The organism is Pedobacter sp. NO84, from assembly GCF_059703915.1.
The window spans coordinates 2,708,209-2,734,209 of record NZ_AP046575.1; the positions used below are offsets into that span (position 1 = coordinate 2,708,209).

Sequence of the window (26,001 nt, forward strand, 5' to 3'; positions counted from 1 at the left end):
CTACACTCCCATCCATTTCTTACGAACTGCGAGCTGAGTTGGTGTTGCATTTTCAATCAGTGTTGCTTTTAAACGAATATTCGGATTCTCTTTTAATGTTAAGGTAATATCTTTTTCAATCCCATCACGTCTTACTTTAACCACTACCTGATCTCCAATTCGCTTTTTATTGATAGCTGATAGGTTATCCATCGAAAGGCCCGGAACTGGTCTGATATCTTTCATCAGATCGGCTATTGCCACACCATCAATGCTCACTATTTCATCATTCACATTTAAACCCGCATTCCACGCTGCCGAATTTCTGCTTACGCTAGCCACGGTAACCGCCCTACCATTGCTTATCCCCGCTCCAGCAGAGGGTACATTTGGAGTGGCATTTTCGGCAGTTACATTTATTCCGGCGTATCCAAAATATTTGGCAAACTCTACATCCGTTGTTCCGGTCACATATTTATCCCAGAAACTGGTAAAGCTGATTCCACTAATTTTTTCGACCATCGCTTTAAACTCGGCATCGGTATAGCCCCTTTTCAGTGTTTTGCATTGCCAGTACATCGCTTTCATTACATCATCCAAACTTTTCGCTCCTTTAGTTGCGTTTGCTATTTCGAGATCCATTAAGTTTCCCACTACCTGTCCCTTAGAATAATAAGATACGAAGGTATTGTTTGCGTTTTCGCTTGGGCGATAAGCAGGATTGATCCATGCATCAAAACTTGATTGTGCGGCAGAATTTATTTTTGCTCCGGGAATGTTCATCACACTTCCTATCGCCCCAATATATCCATTGATAAAGCTTTCTTGGTTGATCAGGCCTGCTCTTAACATAAACTTGTTTTGATAGTAGGAAGTAAATCCTTCTGCAATCCATAAGTTTGTGGTGTAATTTTCATTATCGTAATCAAATGGACCTAATGCAATTGGACGTAGTCTTTTCACATTCCAAAGGTGATGATACTCATGTGCCACTAGGCCTAAAAAGCCAGTATATCCTCTCTCGGTTCCATAACCATTACGTGAAGCCCCTAAAACTGTAGAACTTAGGTGTTCTAATCCACCTCCACCTTGTGCAAAATTATGAACAATAAAGGTGTAGTGCTTATTAGGGTTTTCGCCATAAACTGCTGTTGCTTGTTCAACAATTTTTGCCATGTCTACTTTTAAACGCTCTTTATCGTAATTTCCCCCTCCGTACATCGCTACTTCATGTCTTACTCCAGCAGCATTAAATTCAAACACATCTTGGTTACCAACTTCTAGAGGACTGTCAAACAAGATATCAAAATCAGGCGCCGTATAGGTAAATTGTTTACCAGCTACAGGCTCTAGACTTGTACTTACTTGGGTCCATCCTTCAAACGGAATAATCTTTACTGTACTAGGCGTTTTGATCATCCATGCTGGATACATAAAGATATTTGCAGATGATAAAAATGCATGTGAGGCATCAATAAATGCGGTACGCACAGAAATCTCGAATGCATATACCCTGTAATTAATTTTCACAGCATTACCTTTAGCATTATATACCCTCCATGTATTCTTATTTATTTTTTCTGCTTTAATCATTTTTCCGGCAGACGTTGCAGTAAAACCCTCTACACTTTTTGCAAATTCGCGAACCAAATAGGAGCCTGGTGTCCAAACTGGCATTTTAACATCCACAAATGCTTTTGTAGCAATACCCGAAATATTCATTTGCACTTCGGCATAATGTGCTTGTGGCTCTATAAAGCTCACTTCGAAGTCTATTTTAACTTGAGATTTGGCGGCCATGGTAAATGTTAGTAGTACTACTAATCCGAAAATTGATTTTTTATTTATAAACATAGTTGAAATCTTTTGCAGCAAATTTATAATTTAATTTTACTTAAGCACTGAATTCACAGATTTATGAGGTGATTTCACAGATATTTTACAAGCATGGGGCATAGAGCATGGAGTATGCGCATCGCACCATGCCCCATGCTCCGTGCGTATGCCTAATATATTCGTAACATACTTAGTACATCAAATGATAAGACAAACAATTAAATATTTTTGTGCGTTAACTAAGCATAACACCATACATGAAAAAAAGATATATTATTTATACGCTTCTCTTATTGGGGATTGTGTATTTAGTTTACCATAGAATTTCGGAAAACAAAAAAATTGAAGCTGAGGGTGCTGGCGGAAAAGGCGCTGCAGGCAAAGGCGGTAAAGGCGCAAAAGATGGTAAAGGTGGCCCTGGAGGTGGAGCCCCTGGGATGTCTGTAGAGGGTATTGTGGTTAAAACCATTGCCTTTGATAGCAATTTAGAAATTTCGGGCAGTATAGAAGCCAACGAATCAGTGGTTTTAAGAAGTGAAGTTCCTGGTTTGGTTACCGGTATCTATTTTAAGGAAGGCAGCAATGTAAGCAAAGGTGCTTTGTTGGTAAAAGTTAATGATAGGGATATCCAAGCACAACTGCGCGAAGCAGGCACCAAAGAAAAGCTTTCTGCCACCAACGAAAATAGGGCTAAACAATTGCTGCAAAAAGGGGCCATAAGTCAAGAAGAATACGATACTTCGCTTGCAGATCTGCAGTCGCTTAAAGCACAATCACAGCTGATCAGGGCACAATTGGCCAAAACATCTATTGTAGCTCCGTTTAGTGGTAAGATAGGATTAAGATCAATCTCGGTTGGCGAATACCTGACCCCATCTACTACAATTGCGAATTTATTGAGTACCAACCCAGTTAAGATCAGTTTCTCGGTGCCAGAAAAATATGTTGGCCAGATTAAAATTGGATCAGAAATTACCTTTAATACCGATGCATCTGCTAAAAGATACAAAGGAAAAGTATTTGCTATTGAGCCAGGCATTAACCAACAAACCCGTACTTTACAGATCAAGGCCCTAGCCCCTAATGCCAGTGGAGAATTACTACCAGGTTCTTTTGCACAAATAAAATTGGCACTGAGCACTTTAGATAATGCCATTCTGATTCCAACTGAGGCCGTTATCCCTGTCTTAAAAGGAAAAATAGTTTACATTAGTAAAGATGGAAAAGCGAAGCAGGTAAAGGTAGAAGCAGGAACACGTACTGCTGAAAGCGTGGTTATTACCTCTGGCCTAAATGTAGGCGATACCGTTTTAACCACAGGCGCCATGTCGCTAAAACCAGATGCCCCAGTAAAAGTAAAATTGGCTAAAATTAAGCAATGAGCATTTCAACCACCAGTATAAAAAGGCCAGTTCTTGCCATTGTGATGAACCTTGTAATTATTCTTTTCGGGGTAATTGGCTATAATTTCTTGGGCATTCGGGAATACCCCTCCATTGATCCCACGGTAGTTTCGGTTCGTACTTCTTATCCGGGTGCTAATTCCGATATTATCGAATCGCAAATTACAGAACCTCTAGAAAAATCGATCAATTCGATAGATGGGATCAGGAATATCTCTTCTTCCAGTAACCAAGGATCAAGCAATATCACCATTGAGTTTAACCTGGGGAAAGACATCGACGAGGCTGCAAATGACGTTCGGGATAAAGTTTCTCAAGCTGCCCGTAACCTTCCCAAAGATATCGATGGCTTGCCAACAGTAACCAAAGCCGATGCCAACTCGGATGCCATTATTTCGATGACGGTACAGAGTGATAAACGTGGTGTAACCGATCTAAGTGATTTTGCTGAAAACGTAATTGCCGACCGCATCCAAACCATCCCCGGGGTAAGTAGCGTACAAATACAAGGTCAGCGGAAGTATGCCATGCGCATAAGAATAGATCCCAATAAACTTTCATCTTATGGATTAACTTCTTCTGATATCGTAACCGCATTGGGCAATGAAAATGTAGAACTTCCATCAGGAAAACTTACAGGCGCATCAACAGAGTTGACAGTAAAGACCTTAGGTAAACTTACCACACCTACAGAATTTAACAACCTTATCATTAAAGCAGACAGTAATAATGTAGTTAAACTCCAAGATGTTGCGCTGATCGAGCTAGGATCAGAAAATGAAGAAACCGTACTTCGCGAATCCGGTATTCCGATGGTTGCAGTAGGAATTATCCCGCAGCCCGGCGCCAATTATTTAGAAATAAGCAAGGAATTTTATAAGCGCTTTGATAAGCTGGAGAGCGATATGCCTAAGGATATCAAGTTGAAAGTCTCATTGGATTCGACCTTGTTCATTAAAAAATCAGTAACTGAGGTTGCCGAAACGATCCTGCTCTCTCTTATCCTAGTGATTTTGATCATTTACCTGTTCTTTAGAGACTGGGCAATCGCATTTAGACCTTTAATAGATATTCCGGTTTCTTTAATAGCCACTTTCTTTATCATGTACATTTTTGGATTTTCAATTAATGTACTTACATTATTGGCCATCGTTTTAGCTACAGGTTTAGTGGTTGATGATGGAATTGTAGTAACCGAAAACATCTTTAAGAAGGTTGAAGAAGGGCTCTCGCCTATTGAAGCCGCAATCAAGGGGTCGAATGAGATATTCTTCGCAGTTATCTCAATTTCCATTACATTGGCCGCTGTATTTTTACCCGTAATTTTCTTACAGGGTTTTGTGGGCCGGCTCTTTCGAGAGTTTGGGGTAGTAATTGGTGCAGCGGTTTTGATTTCAGCGTTTGTATCGCTTACGTTAACCCCAATGTTGAATGCCTATCTAATGAAAAAAGGCGGTCATAAGCCATCTAAATTTTACAATTGGACAGAACCTTATTTCGTAAAACTGAACGAGTCATATACAAGTAATCTCAATAAATTTTTAGATAGAAGGTGGTTAGCCGCCCCTATCATATTAGTTTGTGTTGGATTAATTGTGTTATTCTGGAATTTGCTACCCAAAGAAACTGCACCGTATGATGATCGCAGTGCGATAAATCTCAACCTAAGTACTCCAGAGGGAGCATCATTTGCCTACACAGACCGATTTATGTCTAAAGTGAGCAAAATGGTTTCGGATTCTGTTCCTGAAAAAAATGTACTGATTACCATTACTTCGCCAGGTTTTGGTGGTGCCGGAGCAACCAACTCGGGTTTTTTAAGAATGGGATTGGTTGATCCAGGCGACCGTGAGCGAAGCCAAAAAGAAATTGCCGATAAGTTAACCAAGATTACTAAAAAGTATTCGGAAGGTAAGATAACGGTTAACCAGCAACCAACAATTTCTGTTGGACGTAGGGGTGGTTTGCCGATCAGTTACATTATCCAAGCGCAGAATTTTGATAAGTTAAGAGAAAAGGTGCCATTGTTTATGGATGAGGTTTCAAAAGATCCTACTTTCTCGACCTCGGATGTGAACCTTAAATTTAATAAACCAGAAATTAATTTAACTATTGATAGAGCCAAAGCGAATAACTTAGGAATTTCTATCGTAGATATTGCGCAGACTTTGCAATTGGGACTAAGCGGTCAGCGCTTTTCTTATTTTTTCATGAATGGGAAACAATATCAGGTAATCGGGCAGTTTGATGTAAGCGATCGAAAAGATCCTTTAGATTTAAGTTCTGTTTATGTACGAAATAACAAGAATGAACTGATCCAACTTGACAACGTAGTAAGTGCCAAAGAAGAAAGCAGTCCCCCACAACTTTACCGAAACAACCGTTTCATTTCGGCAACCGTCTCTGCAGGCTTGGCTCCTGGAAAAAGTATTGGTGATGGGATAAAAGCTATGGACGCGATTGCCGCTAAAGTTTTAGACGAATCGTTTTCTACGGATCTAAGTGGCGAATCACGAGATTTTCAAGAAAGCTCATCTAATACCTTATTTGCATTTGGCCTGGCATTACTATTGGTTTATCTAATTCTTTCGGCACAATTTGAAAGTTTCAAAGATCCCATAATTATTATTTTAACCGTTCCTATGGCAGTTGCGGGAGCATTTTTATCGTTGTGGTTATGCGGGCAAAGTTGGAACATCTTTAGCCAGATCGGAACAATTATGTTAATTGGTCTAGTTACAAAAAATGGAATCCTGATTGTAGAATTTGCTAACCAATTAAAGGAAAGAGAAGGAAAATCTGTTCATGATGCCATCAGAGAGGCGGCTGTTTCTAGACTGAGACCAATTTTAATGACTAGTATGGCCATTGCCATTGGTGCACTTCCTATTGCGATGGCCTTGGGTGCAGCGGCAAAAAGCCGGATGAGCATGGGTACCGTTATTATTGGTGGAACGTTATTTTCATTGATCCTAACTTTATTTGTTATACCTGCCATTTACTCGTTCTGGTCTAAAGAACATAAGGTAAACCAAGATCTTAAAGATTCATTAGTAGCAGCAGAGGCTGAAGAGGAACAACAACGCAAATTAAATGACTAAGATGAACATGAAGCGTTATCTATTTTTTATCGCCCTATGGCTAGGCAGCAGCACGCTAACTTTCGGTCAGGAAAGACTAAGTTTAGTTGATGCAATCAGCATTGCTTTGCAAAATAATTATGATATCAAATTGGTGAACAATGATGAACTGATTGCCAAAAACAATGTGAATTTGGGTAATGCGGGTATCTTACCGGTAGCTGTAGGTAATTTTAGCACTGGCGGAAGTAGGCAGAACACGGTTCAAACACAATCAGCCGGTACGCAAAAAATAACAGATGGCGCACGGAGCACCAACCTTTCTTATGGAATTGGATTAGGTTGGACGGTGTTCGACGGATTTAAAATGTTTGCAACGCTAGATCGATTGAAAGCATTAGAAGAACAGGGCAGGATCAACTCAAAAGCACAGATTTTAACTACTGTTACAGAAGTGGTATCCGCTTATTATAATTTGGTTAAACAACAAAAATTAGTTGTTGCTGCTGATAGCTCTATTGACATTTCTAACCTTCGTTTAAGGATTGCCAACAACAAACTAGAAATTGGACGTGGATCTAAGTTGGATGTGTTAGCCGCGAAAGTGGATTACAACACCGATACATCAAGCTATTTGCAGCAGAAAAATTTACTGGACAATTATCAGGTAACGTTAAACCGTTTATTGGCGAGGGATGTAAACATTAAATTTAGGGTTGATGACAATTTAAGCATTGATCAATCCTTAAGTAAGGACCAATTGTCTGGCCAAATGCTGCAACTGAACCCCGATCTACAAAATGCACTGATCAACAAAAAAATAGCAGAATTAACGTTAAAGCAGGTTAAGGCCGGCCGTTATCCCCAAATTAGTTTAAATACAGGATACGATATTAGCCGCAGCACCACGCCAACAGGGTTTAATACCAATTTTAGGGCAAGTGGGCTAACCTACGGGGTAACGGCAAGCATCAATATTTTTAACGGTTTTTTGCAAAGACAGAATGAAAGGAACGCGAAAATTGGAATAAATTCTGCTGATTTAAGCATAGAGAGAACCAGGTTGGATATTAACTCACAGCTTACCACAGCGTATCAAAATTATAGCACATACCTTGATCTTGTAAAATTGGAGCAGGGAAATGTTGATATTGCCCGTCAGAATTTAGATATCACATTAGAGAAATATCGCTTAGGAAGTATTGCTCCCTTAGAGTTGCGCGAGGCACAAAGAAATGCGATTGATGCCAATAGTAGATATGTGGAGATCCAATATCAGGCTAAATTGGCAGAAATATCATTAAAAGAGTTAAGCGGCACCATAAATATTTATTAATTTCCTATTTTTAGTGCATGATTTTAGTAGCAGACAGCGGTTCATCTAAAACAGATTGGATGGCGTATAGCCCCAATCAAACTTTATCCTTTAGCACCCAGGGAATCAATCCTTATTTTGTAAATGCTTTTGATGTGGTTAAAATCCTAACCAAGAACCGGGACTTATCAGCCTATGCTAATTCAATTAAGGAAGTTTACTTTTTTGGCTCAGGCTGCTCCTCTCCAGATAAGCATGAAATTATCTCTAATGGTCTCTCCTCTTTCTTTACCAAAGCATTTATTAGTGTCGACCACGATTTGATCGGATCTGCCTATGCTACCTGTGGCGATCGAAAAGGATTAACCTGTATTCTAGGAACAGGCTCTAATATCGCGTATTATGATGGCCAAGAGGTGCATCATGGCAAACACGGTTTAGGTTATGTGCTTGGCGATGAAGGGTCTGGTACTTATTTTGGCCGTAAAGTTCTAGTTTCTTATTTATATGGAACCATGCCCGAAGAGTTGCAGGAGATCTTTGCTCAAACTTATGATGCTAAAAAAGAAACCGTAATTAGCAACATTTATCAAAAACCATTTCCCAATTCCTATTTGGCCTCTTTTAGTCGATTTATGATCGCTCGTAAAGCACATCCGTTTATCCAACAACTTTTAAAAGATGGATTTCAAGAATTTATAGACACTAATGTAAAGGATTATAAAGCCTATAAAACGCTGGAGTGCAATTTTGTAGGGTCTATCTCTTATTATTATCAGGACGAGCTAAAGGCCGTATTTGCAGAAAATGGAATTAAAGTTGGTAAAATACTACAAAAACCCATCGAAGGCATTTTTGAATATATTTTAAAAAGGGAGGGCATTAGAGTACCTATTCCGGTAACTCCTGAAGGAGAGGGCTAAGTGTAATTTTGGTTAATTGGTTAACTGTTGACGAATAGAAGATTTCGCAATCGTGAGCTTTTGAACTTGTTTGATGTCACCCTGAGCGTAGTCGAAGGGTAGATTAAAAGGCCAAACTAGAGATTTGCTGAGGTCTTCGACTACGCTCAGACTGACAACCAAATGGAAATTACTTAAAATGAACTATGGATTCAGGGGATCTTTCTAAAATTTACTCCGAACTTGTAGAAGGGTCGACTTCGCAACTTTTCAGCACCCAATTCCCTTTAGAATCCTTCTCGTAGCTTGCTTTATAGTTAGATGAGGGCGGAATGGTAAAATGGAAACTAAATGATTGCTCGTCTTTATTTGTTGGGATAAAATGATCTTTTATCGCATTAGCAGTAGCTTCTATTAATAATTCCGAAGATTTTTTCATCTTTAGTTATTCCCAATTTTTCGTTCTATAAACTCGCTTTCATTCCCAGTTCTATCAACGGCAGTAACTCCATACGCATTTAGTGTCGTTTTGCTTGTTCCATTTGGGCTCCTGCTTATTGCTGCTAGGATATCCATGCTCGAATCATTTCTATTTAAGATTTTATAATTCCATTTATCCCCATATTTAAAATAGACTACCCATCTAAATACATCGCTTCTTTGCGCATGGCTCCAGTTAATCTGCAATAATGTGTCTTTTGCTACGACCGTTACGCTGGGCGCATCTGGTGCTTTTTTATCCAACCAATCGCTTGCCGGAACAATGGCCTGTTTTTGATAAGGCCCATCCAATAGACCTTGCCTTAGTTTTTCGTGTTTAATTAACCCTGCGATACTCCAGTGGATGGCTCCTTTGCTCTGAGGCGTTATGCCTCGGGTAATCATAATCTGATTGATCACTTCATCGGCATTTTTATCATCGCCACCCTGGCTAATATTCATCCCTGGCCAAAGGTGCCTGCCTTTGGTATTTTCAGACTGCCACCACCCCAATAATACCGGAAAGCTTAACTTTTGGGCATTTACGGTCCAGTACAACTGCGGACTAAAATAGTCTATCCAGCCTTTGTTTAACCATAATTTAGCATCGGCATATAGTTTATCATACTGATCAAATCCTTCGATAGATTCGGGGTAGCCTGGGCGCCAGATCCCGAAAGGACTAACACCGAATTTAACATACTTCTTTTCTGCTTTTATTTCTTTGTACACTCGTTCGATAAAGGTATTTACGCTCGCTCTTCGCCAGTCGGCCCTTGTTAATTTGCCCCCACTATTTTGGTATGCTGTCCAACTTTGTTCGTCGGGAAAATCTGCACCGCCGTTATATTCTGCATAGGGATAAAAATAATCATCAAAATGAACCCCATCAATATCATATCTCTTTACCAGATCCCGCACAACTGCCGCCGAATGGTCTTGTACTTCTTGTTTAGAGGGATCCATCCAATATTGCCCATCCTTTAATTTTACTACTAATTCTGGCTTAGCCTTTACAATTGAAGTGGCACTTGGCTCTCCTGCAGTTTTAGAGTGGGCTCGATAGGGATTTAGCCAAACATGGAGTTCTAGACCACGGTTGTGAGCCTCTTCAACCCAAAATTCTAATGGATCGTAATAAGGATCGGGTGCTACTCCTTCTGTGCCTGTTAAAAAGTAAGACCAAGGCTCTAGCTCGCTCTTGTATAACGCATCTGCTTGAGGCCTAACCTGAAGAATAGCAGCGTTAAAATTAAGCCGTTGCAATAGATTTAGCAGGTTAATGGCTTCCTGCTTCTGCTCGGCAACAGTTAGGCCAGGTTTACTGGGCCAGTTAATATTGGCCACTGTTGCTATCCATGCCGCCCTAAACTCTTGCATTACTTTGGGCGGCCTATTCATTGCTTCATTAGGCGTTTGGGCAACAATAAACGTATTGAGGCTTAGTGTGAAAATCAAAAATAAGAGCAGCTTTTTCATATGGGAATGGGTGTAATGAAATAAATCTTTTCGTCAATAGCTAATAGTCCATAGACCATGGCCTGGATTCAAATGGTATCGCTATTTGAATTCAAGCTGACTATCGACTATGGACCATCGACTATTGTCTAGTTAAGTCCACCTTTACGATTGGCTTTTACCGGAGCTGGCCAAACGCCTGGTTGGTTAGTTCTAGGATTTACTGTCATTGGGGCTTTCTCTGTTGACGTTTTTTCTGGATCTTCGGAGGCCATGTACACCAATATTGCAGCTAAAACCACATTATTCCGCACCTCATCAAAAACTACTTTATCGTAAGTATCACGGTTGGTATGCCATGTATAGCTGAAATAATCCCAAGGTAACGCTCCCAAAGACAATCCTAATGCGCCAGCAGCTACAAAAGATGCATTATCCGATCCTCCACCGCTTGGTGAGCCTGGAAAACTGGTTTTAATCTGGTTTTTAATGGTATCTGGAACTGCGGCCAACCATCTTGGCACAAAGTCTTTGGCGTTAGCAAAACCTTGACCAGAGATATTAACCACTCTTCCGGTTCCGTTATCCTGATTAAATAGGGCCTGCAAATTATTTACAATTTCTGGGTGATCTTCAACAAAAGCTCTTGAGCCGTTCAAGCCCTGCTCTTCACTACTCCAATGCCCAACCAAAATTGTTCTTTTCGGGTTTGGGTAGAACTTTTTCAAGATGCGCATTGCTTCCATCATCATAATCGTACCCGTGCCATTATCGGTAGCTCCGCTAGAGGCATCCCAAGAATCAAAATGGGCAGATAACATCACATATTCATTTGGTTTCTCGGTACCTTTTATTTCGGCAATGGTATTAAAGGTAGGAACAACACCCAACTCTTTAGATTCGGATTGGATTTTAAGCATGGGTTTGTTGCCGCTTTCTGCTAATCGGTAAACCAGTCCGTAATCTTCAACGGATAGATCCACAGTTGGGATCTTGGTAGTGTTGGCACCGAAAACCTTATCTACTCCCCAACCGGCCGACCAGTTATTGATGATTACTCCGGTGGCTCCTGCTTTTTCTATGGCTAGAGCTAAATTTTTTGCATTTAGCCCGGTTTTAGCCAATCGATCTCTCCAGGCTTTTGCGGCATCATCTTTGTCTTTCTTAAATTTTACCAATCCATCTTTCGTAGCAAAATCTTCAAAGTTCTTATCTGGTCTGCCCGAAATTTGCGGCATTGAAATCAACACTAATTTACCTTTTACGTTGGGCAACCATGCCTGAAAAGCAACGGAATCAGTCACTAATGGCAAAACAATTGCCTCACTATTAATTCCTTTTCCTTTGGTTGACGGGCTCCAAGCAAGCTGGGTACCTTCTAGGGTTCTTAACCTCGGGCTCACGAGATCAATATGGGTGATTCCTCTTTCCCATCCACGCCATTGGCCCCACTGTTCTGTTTTGGCAGATATCCCCCAATCGCTGTATTTCTTTACCGCCCAATCTCCAGCTTGTTTCATTTGCGGGGTGCCAACCAATCGTGGTCCCACTACGTCAAATAACTCATGGGCCAGATTTTCTAATTGAGAGTTTTCATTGGCTTCTTTCATTGCATTAGCAACAAATGCTTCTTTGGTCTGAGCAAAAGTTGAACTGCTGATCAGCATTGCTGCAATAAAAAATAGGGCAGATGCACGTTTACTTGCCAATAGACCTGTAAATTTTAGTGAAATTTTCATTGGGTTTGTCTTAAAGGTTAAGCTTGAAAGATAAGACTTTACCATTATTTTAACAAACCCGGAGTGTAAGAAGGATAATACGATTGGATAATTTTTTAACCCTTTAGATTTTAGGCTCATAAATCGCTAAACGAGACTTGGGAACATCGATCTTTAAAAGATTAAAATTTTATTAAAATCTTAAATATTTAATTATTTTTGAATTAGAACAAATTGGTATTCAAAACTTTATCTACTATTTAAGGCTAAATAACTCAAATCTTTGTTAATTAGAGTGAATAAACTATGCCTAAAAATTGGAATCAGAAAGTTAATAGTGAGAGTATCATTAAAGTAAAACCAAGCTAATTTTAAAACCAGACTTAGTAATTTCATCCCGTTACAACAGGCATATGCCGATTTGGTTAACCGTGTATATTAATATCTGATTGTCAATGTTTGAAAAAGTTTTTACAAAATGCCCCAAATGTAGCACTGGCTCTTTGGATCAACGTTTACCCCGTACATTTTTATATAAGAATATCATCTTTTGGAATAAGTATAAAAGATATAAATGTAGTGCATGTGGTTATAAGATGCACATTAAGCAAGATTACAGATAATTTTTCTTTTTTCTATATTACTTGATTATAGTTTCCATTTCTAACATTGCCAGCCTTGATTGAAAGCCGAAATTTAAAGTCCTTAGAAAAGCAGATTTCTGAACAACGCCTTTCGACAAATCAATTTGATGCATCGTATTTTCTGCAACTTCCATCTTAGCTTTATTCATATCGATAATCACTTGTGCTGGAGGATTTGCAACTTTTTTTATATACTTAAGTGCTACGTCTTTAATTGCTTTACCATCAACTGTTTTACTAGAGGTAATGGTGCATACAGAATTAGGACGATCGAGGTTTGTTACTTGAACTTTTTCCACGGCATCAAAAGGTTCTCCTCCAAAAGGGTTTGCTATCTGACCGTGATGAGTTTCGACAAAATTTGATTTGTAGTTAAAGCCATATAACAAATGGTAGAATTTAATCTGCTTTAGTAACACGGCTTCCAATCCTCGTTTTGAAGCAATTAGTTCTTTTGTTACTTTAAATAGCAATTTCATAGATAAATCGCTTGAAGTTTTGGAAATGAGCTCATCAATGGCCTTATCGGCAATTTCTTTAACTTCCACAGAATTTAATAGCTCTACAAATTGACCATTCTGTGAAAGCTTAATAAGCAACTTAGTATTTAGAAGTTTTGCAGCGAGTTGATTTTCGATCAACGGGTCGTTTGCGGCCAATTTTGCGTTTGTATAGCTCCATTCAACTTTAAAGGCAGTATCTGAGGCTTCCTTGATCAAAAAATTTGCCTGAAATGTAGACAAATAATTTATTTTCTTACCATTATATGTATCATAGGTAGTACTCTTGATATTTACCAAGAAACTCTCATTGGTTTTCCAATACGGCACTATATCTATCGAGTCTTTAGTTTGCGCATAGACGCTGCCAGCGAGTATAATATACAAAAAGACGAAAATGGAGTTAAATTTCATTGGGATCGATTATCCCGTAAATATAGGAGGCTTTACCAAATAGTACACTACTATATTGCAGTATAATGTGGTACACACATAAAATGTCCCATTCAACACCAAATTTAATTTAAGCTTCCAGCTGATTTTATAAGGATAATAAGCACTATACCATATTCATTACACCGATCTTTTTCCCGCTCCAATCTGGAAACAGTACTTTGTCATTATTAATGCCCAGGTGTTTATCTGCTACTTCGCTAAACACGCTTCTAAAATCTGTGGTAACCGCTAAATCTCTTCCATCCTCCAAGTTTTCTCTACTTAATGGGTTGATTAAACCGTGTACCAATCCACCATTAACGCCATTTCCTAAGATAAAGTTACAAGATGCACGACCATGATCTGTACCGCCAGTTCCATTTTGAGCAACAGTTCTACCAAATTCTGTCATGGTCATTACGGTTACTTCATCCTGGTATTTTGCCATATCATTCCAGAACGCCATGATGCAGTTGCTTAGATCGTTTACATTCCGAGCAAAAATCCCGTTCTCGGTTCCTTGGTTAAAGTGGGTGTCCCAGCCTCCCGATTCGGCAAAAGCTACTTCCATTCCTACATCCATTTTAATTAATTGGGCGATTTGCTTTAACGAATTGCCTAATGCTGTAGGCGGATAAACTACATTAGCCTCAGGTCTATAATTTTTGGTATCTGTTTTCTGCAACATTTTAATGGCATCGAAACTCTCCTTACCTGTATTTTTTAACAGTCCAGATGTAGTTTGATCATACAGATCCTCAAAACTTTTAGAGGCCATGTTGGCACCCGCCTGATTTCCCCTCAATTGAATATTAAAATCGGCTAGGTTACTAATGGCTACGGCCGGATTCATCCCGTAGAACGATCTTGGTAATGAAGAAGTTAAACTCACTCCTTGGAACGGAGTAGCTGCATCATGACCCAATAAACCAACTGCTCTATTTAGCCAACCACTTTCGGTCCCCTTGTTAAATGGAGTACCAGATTCCATATAATCTTGGGCATCGAAGTGCGATCGCGTAGTGTTTGGAGAACCTATTCCATGTACAATACCCAAGCGTTTATCACGAAACATGGGTTCAAAAGCGCTCATCGAAGGATGCAATCCAAATTTTCCGTCCAAATCAATTAAGGGCTTATTTCTTCCGCCTTGCGCTGCCGACATAAATAAGGTGGGGCGAGCAGATTTTAAATACTCATCGGTAAACGGGGTAACCGCCATTAATCCATCCATCGCACCTCGTTGGAAGATACATACCAGTATCTTTTTCTTTTTAAATAAACCTGGTGTTGTTGTACCTGCAACAGCATCCGCTAAAAAGCCTGGTATGCCGCCTAAACCAATTCCGAATAAAGCCAATCCTCCAGCTTTGATAAAACCTCTTCTTGATGTCATGATTTCTATTTACGTTGAAACTCTGGTGAACCTATAATTACGCCTACTACTTGTGCCAGCATGGTATTATTGCCTGTTTTTTGTTGCGGAACGGCATTTAACAATGCTTTTTTGCCTTTAACTTTGGCATCTGCTCCTCCATCCATAAGATTTGCATCTTCGTTTGCCATGGTATTCATCTGTTTAGGAGGGGCACTCTGCTCTGCAGCCCGGGCCACATTCGCCTCAAGATCTGGATCTTTGAGCATGGGCTTTAACCGAGCAATGGTAGCATCCAATTCCCTCTCGGGCATAATTAATTTACTATATATTAAAAGTGCTGCCTCTGCACTTTCAGGTTCATGGTTGTTGTTCATGGCCGCCAAATTAAAGGTGATGCCAGGAATACGTTGTGATGCCAAGGCGAGTCCAAAATTCATCCGGTTAAGCAGTGAACCAGTATTAATCCAATACTGACCACGATCCGGAAAGCCGGTGGGTGCTTGATAATAATACATCTGCTGTCCCATTTTATTTATCCATGTGTATAATTGATACGGCTGTTTAATAGTGGCATCCAAACTTCTTACCGCACTAATTGCCAACTCAAAAGGAGATTTTGTTTTCTCCCTTAATGCATTGGTGGTCCAAAATTCTGGCGAACTTGCCATCGTGATTAGCACACTTTTAATATCTCCATCGGTATTGGTAAAAGTTTTTGCCATTTTATCTATTAAACTTTGTGGTGGATTATCACTCACAAAACGTACAGCAAGTTTTTTCGAAATAAACTTAGCGGTAGATTTATGCTGGGCCAAGATATGCAAAAGCTCTAGACCTTCTTCATAACCACCACCGGCAGGAAATTTTTTACCTAGTACAACCTTCTCTCCATTATCATGACGATTTACTGCAAAAAGAAAGTCGCCCTCGTGAACAAATCCCCGCTTCCGCAAATTATCTTCGCCTACTTTTTCTATGATTTTTTTAATAGGTGCCCCATATCCATTATCGCCCATCGGGGCCAAGGTCCATCCAGTTAATACCCTTGCGGCTTGGGTTACATCACTCTGTGTATACCCACCATCAACTCCTAAGGTGTGTAGTTCCATAACTTCACGGGCATAATTTTCGTTTAAACCTGCTTTCCCCTTTTTCGCCTGGTTTTTTGCAGCTTGTAATTTAGCGAGCTGGCCCTTCCTATTGCCGCCCCTTCCTCCTTTTTTATCCATGGCCATTTCGTCACCAGGTTTGTCCATTGCCGTATTATCGCCCGCACTGCTAAAGTTATCCAGGTACATCAGCATTGCTGGAGATTTTGCGGTACTTACCAATAAGGTTTCGAATTTGCCAAAAACATTGGGCCTAATTACATCACGTTCATAGGCAGGCACATATGTTGCACATTGGTTTTTGCTTAGAGAAACATTAAAATGATTGAACCAAAAATCAGTCATTAACTCTTTAAACTGATTGTTGGTATATGCAGCTCTTAATATTTTTTGATTGAAAAATTGACGGTACAGCTCTTGTTGGGGCTTATATCCCTTTTGCTGCATGTAAGCCTGTATTTGGTTACGGTATTCTTTACCATTTGCTTTGTTTACAGAATCCTTATTGATGATTCCATCTTTAACTGCAAAACGTATCAATTGCGCATTTCTAGGATAAATATTCTCAACTTCAGTATTTGTTAGGTTTAATGCATCATACTGACTAAGCATCTGATCAAGATTTGCATCTGCTTGATTACCTTCCAACTGTTGTTCGAACCACTTTTCTAGTCCCATTTTCACAACCAGTTCAACATCACCAGTTTTAGCGCCATAAGTAAAACGACTCAATAGATGTGCTGCTGCTTGCTCCTTCGTTAAGCCTGCTTGTTTATAAGGCAGAACAAATTTTTCTTTTGGTATCTCATTTCTTACGAAAGAAGAAAAAATTAGTGCACAACAAAAGGCGATTAGGCAAAAATAAAAATGATGAATTCTTTTCATATGCTTGTGATTACAATTGTATGACACGCTAAACTAAAGAAGGATTAATCATAGCAAAAAAATCTTTACTTATTGGGTCAAGTTGCTGGGAGTTCGATAAAAAAAGTTGTTCCTTTTCCTTCTATACTTTTGAAATAGAGCGATCCACCGTGGGCCTCAACATTTTGTTTTGCAATGGCTAGACCCATTCCAAAAGATTTTTCTCCCGCCGTTCCAGTTCTCTTTCGCTGGGCATTTAGCGTAAAAATTTTATCGCTTATACTTCCTGGAATTCCAATCCCACTATCCTTAATGCTGATCACTATTTTTGTTTCGAAAGCTTGCAACGCAACGGCTATTTGGCTTTGGGGTGGACTAAATTTGATAGCGTTCGACAGTAAATTGGTAATGACACGCCATATTTTTTCGCGGTTTACCCTTGAGATAAAGGAGTTACCTTCTAGAGTGATTTTTTGCTGTTTCTCATTTGCTTTAAACTGGAGTTGAGTAACACAGTAGCTTAAGAGCTGATAGATATCTACCTGTTTTATTTCGATTTCAGAGGTTTCCTTATCTAAAATCTCGTTTATAAATTTTAGAGAGTCTATTCCGGAGGTGTGTATTAGGCTGATCACTTCCATATCTTCGGAGGGCAACCTTTTTTCATCCATAATAAAGCTCGATAGGCCAACAATTGCTGCCATCGGACTTCTCAGATCATGCGCAATAATCTGAAGCATTCTTGTATTTTCTACATTGCTTTCTTCAAGTGCTGTCAATGCATTCTGAAGAAAAGTATTTTGCTGAAGGATCACTTTGTTGTTTATACTCAGTGCTTCATTTTTTTTCTTAATAATCCGAGCGCTTTTGGCCATCCTAAATTCAAGGCCAATTGCCATCAACGCAAGGGCAAAAGTAAAAATGAAATAACTATCATTTAGCTGTTCGTTTTTTTTCGAAAATACAAGGTCATTTTTCTTGTCATTTTTATACTTAATTTCTACGCTAGGAGTTGAATAACCAATTTGTCTGGAAGTTCCAACGTGTGAAAAGCAAAAATTAGCTTTTTCGATAAAAGCACAATACTTAATGACACGGTAATTATTTTTAACTAAAGTTGTAAAATGAACGTAAAAGTTAAAAATTAGGAGAAATGGGATGAGGAGGACGTTAATCGATTTTATCATAGGCTTTGCTTAATTTTTTAATCTTATTTCTAAGATATTAGTATTGCCTTATGCCTGTTTAAAAAATCTTGTTCATTTTTAGTTATTTAAAAATCAAATAGTTAATCGAAATAAATGAAATTTTATTTATTCATAAATTCTTAAAAAATTACAAACCAGCTTGTTTTGTTTTATGGGGATTTGGGGTGAGAAGTAGTTGATTTGATAATTAGCTAATTAGTGGATTTGATAATTAGCTGATGAGTTGGGAGCATAGGGCGCCTCGCCAATATCACATTCGCTAAATGGATAATGAGCTAATTAGCTGATGAGTGGGGAGCACAGGCACCTCGCCATTATCACATTCGCTAATTGGATAATCAGCTAATTAGTTGATCGATGTGGGCATAGGCACCTCGCCATTATCACATTCGATAATTGGATAATCAGCTAATTATCTTATCACCAATGTACTAATAGAATGGGGCAAACTCACGGTTTCGGCGGCGTTTCCTTCTACCCACAATAGGTAGGGCAATTTCTGATCGGTATTATTCATCACAACCACGGCAATAGAACCATCTGGATTTTTAAAGGCCGTGCTGATAAGCATTGTGCGACTAGGAGCACTGCTAATTCTTTTCGCCCCTGGCTTAATAAACTTAGAAAAATGGCCGATATAAAAATAAGAGTTGGTATAACGCAATTTGCCGGTTCTGGTGTCGGCATGTATGGGTGCAAAGCAGAAATTGCCTACATGGTTTGGGGCCCCGTTTTCATCTAAAAGAATATTCCAATCCGTCCATGCGGTTGTGCCTGCATTAAAATCATTGATCATAGATAGACCATAGCGTTCGCCCAATGTCCAATCGTTAATCCTATCAAAATCAAACTTTTCTACACAGCCTTCAGTAAAAATGAGCTGTTTAGAGGGGAAGGCCTCATTTACCCGTTTTAGATTTTCGAAGTTCTGTAAGCTTCCCGTCCATGTTTCATACCAATGGAAGCCGATGCCCCAAATGTATTTTGCGGCTAGTGGATCATTTAACAACGTTGATGCTCTTTGAAAAATAAGATCCCGGTTATGGTCCCATGCAATTAACTTCTTAGTGCCCAGCTTATTCTTTTGTAACGTAGGGCCTAAAAAATTCTTGATGAAATCTCTTTCTTCTTCAGCAGTATAGATACATGACTCCCATCGCTGGGTTGCCATGGGCTCATTCTGGACAGTTAGACCCCAAACAGGTAATCCTTCCTTCTCATAGGCCTGAATAAATTTAACATAGTAATTGGCCCAACTCTGCATGAAAGCAGGCATTAGAGTGCCTCCTCTTATCATACTATTATTTGATTTCATCCAGGCTGGGGGGCTCCACGGACTAACAAATAAATTTATCTTGCCTCCTGCCGCAGCAGTTGCCTGTTTAATTAATGGGATTTTAAATTTACGGTCATGATCGATATTGAAGGTCTTTAACGTCTTATCATGATCTGCAACATAGGTGTATGTATCGCTCGAGAAATCGCAACTGTTAATGTTGGTGCGAGCTATTGTGTAACCTATTCCTTTATTTTTATCGTAATATGCATCCAAAAGTTCTTGTTGTGCAGCTTTTGGCATCTTCGCAAAGACTTCGGCACTTGCATCCGTTATTGCCCCCCCAATTCCGATAAATGTTTGAAAGGTTTTAGTGGGGTCTATAAATACCAAGGTTTGTGTTTCTGTTGGCTGTTTTAACGTTTTGAATGTGAGCACACCCGTTTCTTCAATAGGCTTATCGGTTCCTTTAGCCGTAGTAAAAACGGTAACTCTTTTGGAGGCAAAAGATACCGGCTTTTTTTGTTGTGCAACTGCGCTTATTTGAAGTAGAACTAGGCTAAAAATTAGTGCTTTCGAATATCTGTTCATCATTCTAAAGAATTTGGTTATGCAAGTTGTTTATTTTAATTGCGTAATGCAACAACCTTTGGTTATTTCTACGCAAAGGTTTGCCTTATATCAGTTTGCAATTGTCAGTCTTGGATGCATGCCTGCAACATTTACGACTATACATCTAAAAAAATCTTTTAATTGGTTTTACTTTCAACCACTTTACTAACTCTATACATTAAAAAAATGCTGATTACAGAAATTACAATGATTACGTAGCCCACGATGTTATAATTTTCGAGCGGACTGAATTTGTCTTTTTGTACCACTATTAATCCGGCCACCGCAGCTGCAACTCCACCTGCAATCTGCTGTAAAGAGGAATTGATGCTCATAAATGCACCGCGATCTTCTAAATCAGGAATGGCACTGGTTAATGCAGATGAAGGAACCATTCTGCTCATGATCCCCATCATCATTAGAATATTCAAACACACAACAATCCAGAAAGAAGTTACTGAAAGGTTGGTATAAACTAGACACATGATCATCATCCAAACTGAAGCAACAGCAAATATTTTAAATTTGCTAATTCTATCGCTCAATCTCCCTATTAAGGGCATTACTACCAAAGAACTTAACCCAGAGATCATAAATAGCGTAGGGAGTTGGGAATAGGTAATTTTGAGATTGTTTATAGCAAAGGCACTTCCAAAGGGCATCATCATGAAGCCACCGATAGATAATAAAGCGGTGGCCGTGAAACCAATACGGTGTTTCTTTTTTGCCACAGTGTGATAAAGATGCATAAAAGCAGATTTGTCACGTTGCACACTAAGATGTGATATAACTGGCCTGAGCATCAGCGTGATCATTACAGCGATGACAATAGCTAGCGAAGCAACCATCCAAAAAGTAGCCTCCCAATTCCATAAATTGGCGATGTAAAGTCCAATTGGCACCCCTAAAACCTGACTTGCACCAAAGCCCATCTGTACAAATCCCATCACCCTGCCGCGTTGTTGCAAGCTAAAGATATCGGTGATGATGGCCAAAGAGATAGATCCGATAACCCCACCAAATAGACCTGTGATAATCCTAGCGGCCACTAATTCTATAAACGTATCGGCCAAGCCGCAGAAAATAGTGCCGGCAATAAATCCGATATAAAAGAACATCAAGAGCTTTTTACGGTCAAACCGATCCGCAAATCCCGCAGTAAGCAATCCAGATATGCCCGCACTAAACGCATATGCCGAAACAGCTACTCCAAAAGAAGAGGGTTTTAACGAAAGTGATTTCATCAGCATATCGCCTAATGGCGACATGACCATAAAATCTAGAATTACCGTAAACTGGGTAATGGCCAGTAAAAAGATAACTAGTTTCTGGTATCCAGTAAAAGGGATTATTTCTTGTTGTGGCTTCATTAATTTTAGATTAACTCACAGCAAAAGTGACCGTGATGAGTAATTAGTTCTATAATTTCTTGAGGGTTTAACGTATAGGATATCACTCTTAAGATACAATCTGGATCATCCAAGGCAATATTCCATTGTAAAATTCCATCATGATCATCAAGGAGAGCCTGTAATTTATTTCTATAGGCTTCAGTACTGATATCTGTTTTGAATATTAAAATATGATCTAAACTTTCCATTATCGCTAATTCTTTAATGCCTTTATTACCACTGCGAAAGTTTGCCATAAAACCTCATCAGACAATTTAAATGGTTTACCCCCTATGCTCTGCCCCTCCTTATCAAACCGAACCAGTGCATAGAGTGGAGCATAGGCTACAGACCAGAAAACCTCTAATGGCATTGGATTTACTTCGCCCTTATCAACTATGTTCTGCATAAACTCACTAATTATTGTACGGAATTTGAGCATGAAGCTTTCCAAAAACCTAACTTGGTAGCTAGAAATTCGCAGCTGCTCGAAAAACAAATAGGAAAGTGGATTTTCTTTGATATAGTTATACCTGTTTATCCACTGTACCCTCATACCTTCTTCAAATGAGAGATTAGGATCAAAATCTTGAATGAAAATATCCCCCATCCGGTCTCCTTCCTCTTTGGCGATACTGATGATTAAATCGTCTTTATCCTGATAGTAAATGTAAAGAGTAGCCACAGAAATTCCGCAGATCTTAGCAAGTCGGTTCATGCTAAATCCTTCAAAACCATCTTTTACGATGCTCTCTATCGCTTTTTGCTTAACTAATTTTACTTTATCCTCATCCCTAGCACGCATGCAACAAATATAAGTGAATATTCATTCATTTAAAAATTAGTTTTTATTTTTTAAAAGTGATCGAGATTAACGCTTGATCCATCCGGTTTGCTGATCAGCACTGATTACCAATTGATAATCGCCGTAAATGCCAAGCAACTCTACGGTTTGGCCTATTTGGAGGTTTGATTTTATGGCAGCTAAGCTATCAGGTTTATCAAATATGGGCTGTATGGTTTTTAATTTCAGTTTAGATAAGGGCTTTATTGTTGTAGAAAGCTGTTTATCCGATAAAAACCCAATATCACCATTTGGCAGTTCAATTCTATATTCGTTACCGGTTGCTCCGGTAATTCTTACAATGGTATGGATGTTTAACGGTTTTTTATTAATTGAAACTTGACCAATTGTGCGCATTGTGGTGTTAAGCTTAGTTGTTAATGCATTTATTTTAGGTGGTTCTGCTATTTTTGGATTGATAAAAGGCAAGGGATCTATTGCTCCATTGCTGGTATAAACCCCAAAGTGTAAATGCGGAGGTGTACTAGCTGCATTTCCTGTATTTCCCATTCTACCGAGGGTATCGCCTAGGGATACGACCTGACCTTGACTCACTGTTTGCTCATCCAAATGTGCATAGTATAACGTATAATTTTTCCCTTCTGGTCTAAACCAAACCACCTTGCCCCCTAAATTATTGTTAGTTACACTGGTAACAGTACCTGCCGATACAGCCACAACGGGAGTTCTAAATGGGGCAAAGATATCTATCCCCTCATGTTTTCTAGTATATTCATCCCTCCCATCCCCGAATAAACTTTGGATTTGGTTATGGTTCATTGTTTTTAAAGGATAGCTTAAAGAAGGGCCTATAGTTAAGGATACGGTGTATTGTCCGCTTCCTAATAATTCTGGTTGTAACCTCATGATGTAATCGCCTGTTAATTCAGCATCAAGCTGGATCACATCATTTAAGGTATCAGCGGCAGCTAAAAATTTGAAATCGCTCCCATCGTTTAACTGCCAAAGATCCATGTAGATTTTGAAACCTTTGATTGGAGTTCTATTCAGCTTTATGAGCACCCTTTCGCCTCTGGTTAATTTAAACCTATAGGCGATTGCTTCTACTTTCTCGGCCGCAAAGTATCCGGTTTCTTTATAGGGAAGCTTGATAGGGAGTGCTTTTTGAAGACTTTGTTGCGCATTATTGATCCATGTTGCGCCCATGGCTGTTTGGTCTAGCCCTGAGGCAGTTATCTTTCGTTCGTATTGTTGGTGAGGAGAGCTAAGTTTGATTAGATTAAATGGTCCGCTTTTACAGCTTAATAACAACCCAAAAATTAACGGTGTGACGAAGATAGAGCAGGAAGATCTAGTTGTACGTTTCATTTAACCTCTACTTATTTTAGTTAAACAAAATAAAAGAAGAGGATGTTTGTGTCCAATTTGATTTAATAATTAATGGAAACTTCTAATAAATTAAACAAATTATCATTCTATGTGTTTTCTTTTTGAAAAAGAAAAAGAAATTGCGATATTTGCAATTATCGTAATGCTCTGATTTATAGTGCTCATGAAAGTTAAATTTATCGATTACCATGCACTTGCGTCCAATTTGGTGTTTATCACCTTTGTGATTGGTATTGCAGTTATTTTTATCCGTGGGTTAGACGAAGTTGCGGATTTGATAATTTCAGCACTAATTTTATCGCTACGTTATTTTTCAGTTATTTTGATTAGACGTCGTTTTGAGTTTGGAAAATATTTGCTGGTGATATTAATTTTCAGAAATATTTACAGATTAATTCATGCACACGAAAGTATTGGCATGAATTCATTGGCCACTTATCTCATTGTTGTACAGATTATTTTAACGCTTGCTGCATTCATACTGATATCAAAGGCACCCCAAAAATTATTGAATGATCTTAGAAAGAAAATTCAGGATAGAGACAGATCTCCATCTCTTGTCAAGAGGGATAGTTAGATCGCCTATATTTTTATCCCTATCAAATGAAAAGCATCAATTAGCAATAGTTGGTGCTTTTTTTATTGGCATAAGCTTATGTTAATCCATAATCTAGCTAAAATCATGGTTTAGTAGATTTTTGCAGTATTTCGTCACAGCGTGATGTCATTAGTAATCTCCGATAGCTCCATAGGAATCGCTGTGAGATTATCGGGATAAGCCTTAAATTTAGTATCTTCATTTATCATTTTAATTTTTTCTGATGAAAAAGGCAATACTGGCAATTATAATTTTTGCTTCCGTAGGTACTAGTGCTGAAGCACAGGACGAGAAGAATAGCAATTATCTTTTTGCTACTTATGAAGATGCTTTGGTAAAGTTTAAGACTGGTCCGAATGTTAACGTCAAATTAAACTATAACATTGCTACCGAAGAAATGATTTATCTCCGTGGCAATACCGCATTGGCTATTGCCGAAACAGGAAGCATTGATACCATTTACATTAAGGAGCTTAAGTTTATCCCCATTGAGAATGTTTTTTACCAAGTTGTAAATCTAAACGATAGGCAGCTCTATATCCGTCGTACCACAAAAGCCATCCCACCGCCAGTTGATACCGGATTAGGCACTACCCAAACCAGTGTCCACTCCACTACGGCTATTAAAGTGGAGAATAGAATGTACAGTTTTGATCTGCCCGGATACCGGTTTATTCCTAAAAACATCCTATATCTGAAAAAAGGGAGCCAATTTGTAATCTTATCAAATGTGAATTCAGTATCGGCATTCTACCCGGGTAAGACCAAAGAAATTAAGCAATTTGTAATCGAAAATAAAATAGATTTTAATAAGGCTGATGATGTAATAAAACTGATAAACTCTCTCTCAAAATAGATTAGAAACCACTGTTCCTTGCGCCATGCGCTATGCCCTTAGCTATTTATTACATCTTTAAGCACAGCCCATACATTTTTTGCGATAAGCTGATAGCCTTCTGCCAAAGGGTGCAACCCATCCGGTAAATTTAATTGTTTTGAACCAGCAACGCCTTCTAATAGAAACGGAAGGAATGCCATGTGGTATTCCTCTGCTAACTTCTTGAACAGATTTCTAAAATCATCTACCCGTTTTCCAGGCACCCAGGTTGGAAGTTCCATTCCCAATAAGAGCAGTTTAACGTGTGGATATTTAGCTATAACTCGGTCAATAATTGCTTTTAGGTTAGTAAAAGTAGTTTCTGGAGAAATTCCCCGAAGCAAATCATTAGCACCTAAAGCCAATACAAATACATCAATAGGCTGATCTATCGTTTTGTTTATGCGTGCTAACCCGCTTGCAGAGGTATCTCCACTAATCCCCGCATTAATAATCTGATAATCTGCACCGCTCTCATTGATAAAGCCCTGGATCAATGCCGGAAAAGAATCAAGATGAGCATTTCTTAACCCATAACCCGCCGTTAAACTATCACCAAAAAAAAGAATTTTCTTCATGCCTACACAACCTATTATTCGTAAAAAGGTTTGTATAGTCCTTAAATAAAGCTATTCAGGCTGCTTATTTATCCGAAAAAAGTTTTCTGCGTAACTGATTGCAAATTAATTTACAGTTAATTTTAATTGCGTATTACTAAAAATATTAGTAATATTGAATTACATA

General features: G+C 38.9%; 20 protein-coding genes. 6 read left to right on the top strand and 14 right to left on the bottom strand.

Features of this window, described 5'->3' with window-relative positions; translation table 11 throughout:
* Positions 1 to 1,833: a M61 family metallopeptidase gene (locus tag AC6H0V_RS11875; protein WP_497560395.1), complete on the bottom strand. Its 1,833-nt coding sequence runs from the start codon at positions 1,831 to 1,833 to the stop codon at positions 1 to 3.
* 239 nt (positions 1,834 to 2,072) lie between these two features.
* On the opposite strand from AC6H0V_RS11875, the gene AC6H0V_RS11880 reads away from it, so the two are divergent.
* The 4 genes from AC6H0V_RS11880 to AC6H0V_RS11895 are packed head-to-tail and all read left to right on the top strand — an operon-like array spanning position 2,073 to position 8,536.
* On the top strand, positions 2,073 to 3,197 hold the full coding sequence (locus AC6H0V_RS11880) for an efflux RND transporter periplasmic adaptor subunit (RefSeq protein ID WP_497560396.1): 1,125 nt from the start codon (positions 2,073 to 2,075) through the stop codon (positions 3,195 to 3,197).
* Positions 3,194 to 6,319 carry an efflux RND transporter permease subunit gene (locus AC6H0V_RS11885; protein ID WP_497560397.1) on the top strand — a complete coding sequence of 1,042 codons (3,126 nt, stop codon included), beginning with the start codon at positions 3,194 to 3,196 and terminating at the stop codon, positions 6,317 to 6,319. The genes AC6H0V_RS11880 and AC6H0V_RS11885 overlap by 4 nt, the downstream gene beginning before the upstream one ends.
* 1 nt (position 6,320) lies before the next feature.
* A complete protein-coding gene (locus AC6H0V_RS11890; protein ID WP_497560399.1) occupies positions 6,321 to 7,634 on the top strand; it encodes a TolC family protein in 1,314 nt (437 codons plus the stop codon).
* 17 nt (positions 7,635 to 7,651) lie between these two features.
* The gene (locus tag AC6H0V_RS11895) at positions 7,652 to 8,536 is read left to right on the top strand and encodes an N-acetylglucosamine kinase (protein WP_497560400.1); all 885 of its coding nucleotides are present in this window, start codon (positions 7,652 to 7,654) and stop codon (positions 8,534 to 8,536) included.
* 211 nt (positions 8,537 to 8,747) lie between these two features.
* Here the strand turns inward: AC6H0V_RS11895 and AC6H0V_RS11900 are convergent, their stop codons facing one another.
* The 12 genes from AC6H0V_RS11900 to AC6H0V_RS11955 form a co-directional block, all read right to left on the bottom strand.
* Positions 8,748 to 8,954 carry a hypothetical protein gene (locus AC6H0V_RS11900; RefSeq protein WP_497560402.1) on the bottom strand — a complete coding sequence of 69 codons (207 nt, stop codon included), beginning with the start codon at positions 8,952 to 8,954 and terminating at the stop codon, positions 8,748 to 8,750.
* A 2-nt stretch (positions 8,955 to 8,956) separates the two neighbouring features.
* Positions 8,957 to 10,474 carry a glycoside hydrolase family 10-like protein gene (locus tag AC6H0V_RS11905; RefSeq protein WP_497560403.1) on the bottom strand — a complete coding sequence of 506 codons (1,518 nt, stop codon included), beginning with the start codon at positions 10,472 to 10,474 and terminating at the stop codon, positions 8,957 to 8,959.
* A gap of 128 nt (positions 10,475 to 10,602) precedes the next feature.
* Positions 10,603 to 12,192 carry a M20/M25/M40 family metallo-hydrolase gene (locus tag AC6H0V_RS11910; RefSeq protein WP_497560404.1) on the bottom strand — a complete coding sequence of 530 codons (1,590 nt, stop codon included), beginning with the start codon at positions 12,190 to 12,192 and terminating at the stop codon, positions 10,603 to 10,605.
* 619 nt (positions 12,193 to 12,811) lie between these two features.
* Complete coding sequence (locus AC6H0V_RS11915; protein ID WP_497560405.1) at positions 12,812 to 13,729, bottom strand: hypothetical protein; 918 nt, start codon at positions 13,727 to 13,729, stop codon at positions 12,812 to 12,814.
* 145 nt (positions 13,730 to 13,874) lie between these two features.
* Complete coding sequence (locus tag AC6H0V_RS11920; RefSeq protein WP_497560407.1) at positions 13,875 to 15,146, bottom strand: DUF1501 domain-containing protein; 1,272 nt, start codon at positions 15,144 to 15,146, stop codon at positions 13,875 to 13,877.
* A 5-nt stretch (positions 15,147 to 15,151) separates the two neighbouring features.
* Positions 15,152 to 17,122: a DUF1800 domain-containing protein gene (locus AC6H0V_RS11925; RefSeq protein WP_497560408.1), complete on the bottom strand. Its 1,971-nt coding sequence runs from the start codon at positions 17,120 to 17,122 to the stop codon at positions 15,152 to 15,154.
* A 77-nt stretch (positions 17,123 to 17,199) separates the two neighbouring features.
* Positions 17,200 to 18,288, bottom strand: coding sequence for a sensor histidine kinase (locus AC6H0V_RS11930; RefSeq protein WP_497560409.1), 1,089 nt, complete (start codon positions 18,286 to 18,288; stop codon positions 17,200 to 17,202).
* 433 nt (positions 18,289 to 18,721) lie between these two features.
* Positions 18,722 to 20,179 carry a glycoside hydrolase family 30 protein gene (locus AC6H0V_RS11935; protein ID WP_497560410.1) on the bottom strand — a complete coding sequence of 486 codons (1,458 nt, stop codon included), beginning with the start codon at positions 20,177 to 20,179 and terminating at the stop codon, positions 18,722 to 18,724.
* A 155-nt stretch (positions 20,180 to 20,334) separates the two neighbouring features.
* Positions 20,335 to 21,567 (bottom strand): MFS transporter, encoded by a 1,233-nt coding sequence (locus tag AC6H0V_RS11940; protein ID WP_497560411.1) that lies wholly within the window; start codon positions 21,565 to 21,567, stop codon positions 20,335 to 20,337.
* A gap of 5 nt (positions 21,568 to 21,572) precedes the next feature.
* Complete coding sequence (locus AC6H0V_RS11945) at positions 21,573 to 21,797, bottom strand: hypothetical protein (RefSeq protein ID WP_497560412.1); 225 nt, start codon at positions 21,795 to 21,797, stop codon at positions 21,573 to 21,575.
* Positions 21,798 to 21,802: 5 nt separating this feature from the next.
* Positions 21,803 to 22,393, bottom strand: coding sequence for a TetR/AcrR family transcriptional regulator (locus AC6H0V_RS11950; RefSeq protein WP_497560413.1), 591 nt, complete (start codon positions 22,391 to 22,393; stop codon positions 21,803 to 21,805).
* 66 nt (positions 22,394 to 22,459) lie between these two features.
* Positions 22,460 to 23,761, bottom strand: a complete 1,302-nt coding sequence (locus AC6H0V_RS11955; RefSeq protein ID WP_497560414.1) for a peptidoglycan DD-metalloendopeptidase family protein — start codon at positions 23,759 to 23,761, stop codon at positions 22,460 to 22,462.
* Positions 23,762 to 23,945: 184 nt separating this feature from the next.
* Between AC6H0V_RS11955 and AC6H0V_RS11960 the strand changes: the two genes are divergently transcribed.
* The gene (locus AC6H0V_RS11960) at positions 23,946 to 24,359 is read left to right on the top strand and encodes a hypothetical protein (protein WP_497560415.1); all 414 of its coding nucleotides are present in this window, start codon (positions 23,946 to 23,948) and stop codon (positions 24,357 to 24,359) included.
* 244 nt (positions 24,360 to 24,603) lie between these two features.
* Positions 24,604 to 25,236 (top strand): hypothetical protein, encoded by a 633-nt coding sequence (locus tag AC6H0V_RS11965; protein ID WP_497560416.1) that lies wholly within the window; start codon positions 24,604 to 24,606, stop codon positions 25,234 to 25,236.
* 38 nt (positions 25,237 to 25,274) lie between these two features.
* On the opposite strand, the gene AC6H0V_RS11970 is transcribed toward AC6H0V_RS11965, so the two are convergent.
* The gene (locus tag AC6H0V_RS11970) at positions 25,275 to 25,835 is read right to left on the bottom strand and encodes an arylesterase (RefSeq protein WP_497560417.1); all 561 of its coding nucleotides are present in this window, start codon (positions 25,833 to 25,835) and stop codon (positions 25,275 to 25,277) included.
* Positions 25,836 to 26,001: the final 166 nt, after the last annotated feature.